This window comes from Simplicispira sp. (assembly GCF_028687295.1).
Classification (GTDB): domain Bacteria; phylum Pseudomonadota; class Gammaproteobacteria; order Burkholderiales; family Burkholderiaceae_C; genus Simplicispira; species Simplicispira metamorpha.
Map to the genome: position 1 here is coordinate 1 of NZ_JAQUAL010000199.1, position 4,588 is coordinate 4,588.

5 protein-coding genes are annotated in these 4,588 nt (G+C 67.5%); 4 read left to right on the forward strand and 1 reads right to left on the reverse strand.

Features of this window, described 5'->3' with window-relative positions:
* From rsfS to rng, 4 genes are all read left to right on the forward strand, one after another.
* A partial coding sequence (gene rsfS / locus PHX69_RS15340; protein WP_288044895.1) for a ribosome silencing factor occupies nt 1-836 on the forward strand: 836 nt, incomplete at its 5' end.
* A gap of 19 nt (nt 837-855) precedes the next feature.
* Nucleotides 856-1,323 (forward strand): 23S rRNA (pseudouridine(1915)-N(3))-methyltransferase RlmH, encoded by a 468-nt coding sequence (gene rlmH / locus PHX69_RS15345; RefSeq protein ID WP_119012292.1) that lies wholly within the window; start codon nt 856-858, stop codon nt 1,321-1,323.
* Nucleotides 1,324-1,433: 110 nt separating this feature from the next.
* Nucleotides 1,434-2,048: a Maf family protein gene (locus PHX69_RS15350; protein ID WP_288044897.1), complete on the forward strand. Its 615-nt coding sequence runs from the start codon at nt 1,434-1,436 to the stop codon at nt 2,046-2,048.
* Between the two features lie 18 nt (nt 2,049-2,066).
* The gene (gene rng, locus PHX69_RS15355; protein ID WP_288044899.1) at nt 2,067-3,554 is read left to right on the forward strand and encodes a ribonuclease G; all 1,488 of its coding nucleotides are present in this window, start codon (nt 2,067-2,069) and stop codon (nt 3,552-3,554) included.
* A gap of 99 nt (nt 3,555-3,653) precedes the next feature.
* Here rng and PHX69_RS15360 read toward each other — a convergent pair whose 3' ends face one another.
* Nucleotides 3,654-4,544 (reverse strand): CoA transferase, encoded by an 891-nt coding sequence (locus PHX69_RS15360; RefSeq protein ID WP_288044901.1) that lies wholly within the window; start codon nt 4,542-4,544, stop codon nt 3,654-3,656.
* Nucleotides 4,545-4,588 lie beyond the last annotated feature (44 nt).

Consider the following 4,588-nt stretch of genomic DNA (forward strand, 5'->3'; position numbering starts at 1 on the left):
ATACCGAGCACCTGTCGCCGTTGTTTGAGCGCGTGATCGTGGCCTCGGGCACGTCCAACCGCCAAACCAAGGCATTGGCCGCCAGCGTGCGCGATGCCGTGCGCGAAGCCGGTTTCCCCAAACCGCGTACCGAAGGCGAAGAAAACGGCGAATGGATCATCGTGGACTGCGGCGCTGCCGTGGTGCATGTGATGCAGCCCACCATCCGCCAGTACTATCGCCTGGAAGAGCTGTGGGGCGATACGCCCGTGCGCCTCAAGCTGGGTGCGCCCAAGCCTGCGGCGGCCCCGGCTGCCAAAGTGCCTGCCAAGACCGCTGCGCGCCGCGCTGCCAAGGCCGAGGCCGAAGCCGCCGCCGTGCCCGCCAAATCGGCCAAAGCCACCGCAGCGGCCCGCAAGCGCAGCGACGCTGCCGCGCAGGAGGCCGCTCCTGTGGCCAAAAAGCCCGCTGCCCGCAAGAGCGCTGGTGCCGCAGTGACCAGCGCCACCAAGGCCCCGGCCAAGAAGGCGCCCGCCAAGAAGACAGCAGCCGCCAGCAGCGCAGCCAAGGCACCTGCCAAAACGGCAGCCACAACGGCCACCAAGACAGCGGTAAAGACACCGGCCAAGACGGCTGCCAAGGCCCCCGCCAAAACTGCACCGGCCAAGACCGCCATCCAGACCCTGGTCGTCAAACCGCGCGCTGAAAATGCCCCGGCCAAAAAAGCCGCCCCCCGTGCCAGCGCCAAAGCGCCTGCCAAGTCCGCTGCCAAAGCTGCGGTCAATGCGCCCGCCGCAGACGCACCCGCCAAGACCGCCGCGCGCAAGAGCGCAGCGCCGCGCAAACCCAAAGCCTGACGTTTGAAGGGTTGGAACCATGCGTTTGCTGATTGTGGCCGTGGGCCAGCGCGTTCCCGATTGGGCGCAAACCGCCTACGACGACTACGCCAAGCGCTTTCCGCCCGAGCTCAAGGTCGAGCTCAAGGCCGTCAAGACCGAGCCGCGCGGCTCCAAAACCCTGGAGACGCTGTACGCCGCCGAGCGCGAACGCATCGAGGCGGCCATCCCGCGTGGCACCCGCGTGGTGGTGCTGGACGAGCGCGGCACCAGCTTGACCACCAAGGCGCTGGCCGAACGCCTCCAGGGCTGGCAGCTGGGCGGTGACGATGTGGCGCTGGTCATTGGCGGGCCGGACGGGCTGGAGCCTGCGTTTCGCCAAAGCGCGCATGAGCGCATCCGCCTGTCGGATTTGACCCTGCCGCACGCCATGGTGCGCGTGCTGCTCATCGAGCAGCTCTACCGCGCCTGGTCGGTGAACGCGGGCCACCCCTACCACCGCGAGTAGGGCCATTGGCGGCTGTGTTGCATGCCGATTTACTCCTGATTTAATAGCTACTGGCGCTTGCTGCACAAGCGCCAGAGTCGTTTTTGACCCTCAATTTTTGGAGCGCCACCATGCCTGCGTTCGTTTACCTTGCCTCCCAAAGCCCGCGCCGCAGCCAGTTGCTGGCGCAAATCGGCATTCGCCATGAATTGCTCTTGCCCGATGCCGACGGAGCGCACGCCGAAGACGCCGAAGCCCTGGAGGCCGTGCTGCCCGGCGAATCGCCCACGGCCTATGTGCAGCGCGTGACCCACCTCAAGCTCGATGCCGCCGTGGCCCGCCATGCGCGCCGGGGCCTGGCCGCCGCGCCCATCCTGTGCGCCGACACCACCGTGGCCCGGGGCCGCACCATCTACGGCAAGCCATTGGATGCGATGGACGCTGCGCGCATGCTGGCTGAACTCTCGGGCCAAAGCCACCGCGTGCTCACGGCGCTGGCCTTGCAGGTGGGCGAGCAGCGCCTGAGCGCGCTGTCGGTATCGCGCGTCACTTTTGCGGCGATGGGTGCGGCGCAGATTGACGCCTACGTGGCCACTGGCGAGCCCCTGGGCAAGGCCGGCGCCTACGGTATCCAGGGCCACGCGGGTGCGCATGTGCGCCACATCAGCGGCAGCTATTCGGGCATCATGGGCCTGCCTTTGTACGAAACTGCCGAGCTGCTGCGCACGGCCGGTTTTGCCCTCTAACCCTACGGCTCCCTCCCTATGCAACAAGACATTCTGATCAACTGGTCGCCCCAGGAAACGCGCGTGGCCGTGGTGGAAAACGGCGCCGTGCAAGAGCTGCACGTCGAGCGCACGCTGGAGCGCGGCCTGGTGGGCAACGTCTATCTGGGCAAGGTGGTGCGCGTGCTGCCGGGCATGCAATCGGCCTTTATCGACATTGGCCTGGAGCGCGCCGCGTTTTTGCACGTGGCCGATGTCTGGCAGCGCCAGGAGGGCGGCGAGGCGCCCATGTTCGCGCGCAAAGGCGAGCCCCTGGTGCCCATCGAAAAACAGGTGTTCGAGGGCCAGGCCATCATGGTGCAGGTCATCAAAGACCCGATTGGCACCAAAGGCGCGCGCTTGTCCACGCAGATCAGCCTGGCCGGGCGGCTGTTGGTGTTTTTGCCACAGGACGACCATGTGGGCGTGTCGCAGAAAATCCCGTCCGCCGAGCGCGATGCACTGCGTGCGCGCTTGCAGGCGCTGGTGGGCAGCAAAGAGTCGGGCGGGGGCGGCGGCTTTATTTTGCGCACCAACGGCGAAGACTCCTCCGACGCCGAGCTGGCCGAAGACATTGCCTACCTGCGCAAGACCTGGGCCCGCACCAAAGAGGCCGCGCTGCGCCTGCCGCCCATGTCGCTGCTGTTGCAAGACCTGGATTTGTTGCAGCGCGTGCTGCGCGATCTGGTGGGCGACCACACCCAGAGCATCCGCCTCGATTCGATGGAGCAGTTCCAGCGCCTGCGCGCTTTTGGCCAGGAGTTCATGCCCGCAGCGGCGGCCAAGTTACAGCACTACAAGGGCGAGCGGCCCATTTTTGACCTGTATGCCATCGACGAGGAAATCGCCCGCGCGCTGGGCCGGCGGGTGGATTTGAAATCGGGCGGCTACCTCATCATTGACCAGACCGAGGCGCTGACCACCATCGACGTGAACACGGGTGGCTTTGTCGGTGCGCGCAATTTTGACGAAACCATTTTCAAGACCAACCTGGAGGCGGCGGGCGCGATTGCGCGCCAACTGCGCCTGCGCAACCTGGGCGGCATCGTGATCGTGGACTTCATCGACATGGTGCAGGTCGCGCACCAGGATGCGGTGCTGGCCGAGTTCAGAAAACACCTGGCGCGTGACCGCGTCAAGACCACGGCGGGTGGGTTCTCGCCGCTGGGGCTGCTGGAGATGACGCGCAAGCGCACGCGCGAGTCATTGGCCCACATGCTGTGCGAGCCCTGTGCCGCCTGCCAGGGCCGCGGTGCCCTGAAAACCGCGCGCAGCGTGGCCTACGACATCCTGCGCGAAATTCTGCGCGAGGCGCGCCAGTTCCATCCGCGCGAGTTCCGCGTGGTGGCCGCCCCCCAGGTGGTGGAGCTGCTGCTGGACGAGGAAAGCCCACACCTGGCGGGGCTGAGCGATTTCATCGGCAAGCCTATCTCCTTGCAGGCCGAGGCGGCCATGGGGCAAGAGCAGTTCGACATCGTGCTGCTGTAGCGGTTTGGGGGCGCGGGGCGCTGCCCCCGCTGGCGGTTGGCGCTTGTTGGGTCTGCGCGCGGCTGCCAGCGGGGGTCTGGAGGCGCTTCTGGAGTGCGGTCAGGCCAGGGTGTGCAGCGGAATGTCGTGCGCCAGCGCCAGTGCATCGAGCTGGGCGCGGGTTTGTGGTGCCACAAAGGCAGCGATGGCCGCGTGGGTGGCGGCGGCGCGCATGGTGCCCGCATCGCCCAGGGCAGGCAGGCCAGCGGCCTGGCACAGGCGCACGGCAAAGTGCGGCTCCAGTGCGGCCATGGCCACGCGGCCATCGGCGCAGGGGTAGAGGCGGTAGCCCGCGTGGGCGCCGCCCACATCGCTGTCGGGCTGCATCAGGCCCCAGGTGGCGGGCAGCGCCAGCCATTGCGCCGATTCGGCCAGTCCCACCTCCAGGCACACGCCATGCCCATCTTGCAGGCGCGCCAGTTGCGCTTGCAGCACGGCCTCGCTGGCCACCAGCGAGCCTGCCATGTCGGCAAACAGGCTGGGTGGCATGTGCAGGCCGTTGACCAGCCCGGCATCGGCCTGGTAGGTCAGGTCGTGGCCGGGCTCTTCAGCGCGATCGCCTTCGCTGCCGACGATGCGCACCAGCGACAGCTGCGGATAGCGCGCGTGCAGTGCCTCCCAGCCCAGCCCCAGTTTGTCCAGCGCCGAGGGGCGAAACGACGTGATCAGTACATCGGTGTGGGCCAGCTCCTGGTGCAGCGTGGCCTGGCCCTCAGGGGTTTTGAGGTGGGCGTGCAGCACGCGCACGCCCTCGTGCATGGCGGCATAGGCGACGGCGCTGTAGCTGGCCATGGGGTCGGCGCTGGGCTGGCCTGCGGGCGCGGGTGGCTCCAGCTTGGTGCACAGGGCGCCCATGCGCGCGCAGCGTACCAGAGCCGCCGGGCCGGGCAGGTTCAGCGCCAGGCTGAGGATGCGGAGGTTGCGCAGGGGTTGGGGCAGGGCAGTGGTCATCGGTGGGGGCGGTGGCAGGGGTTGATTTACTATTTTTTTGATAG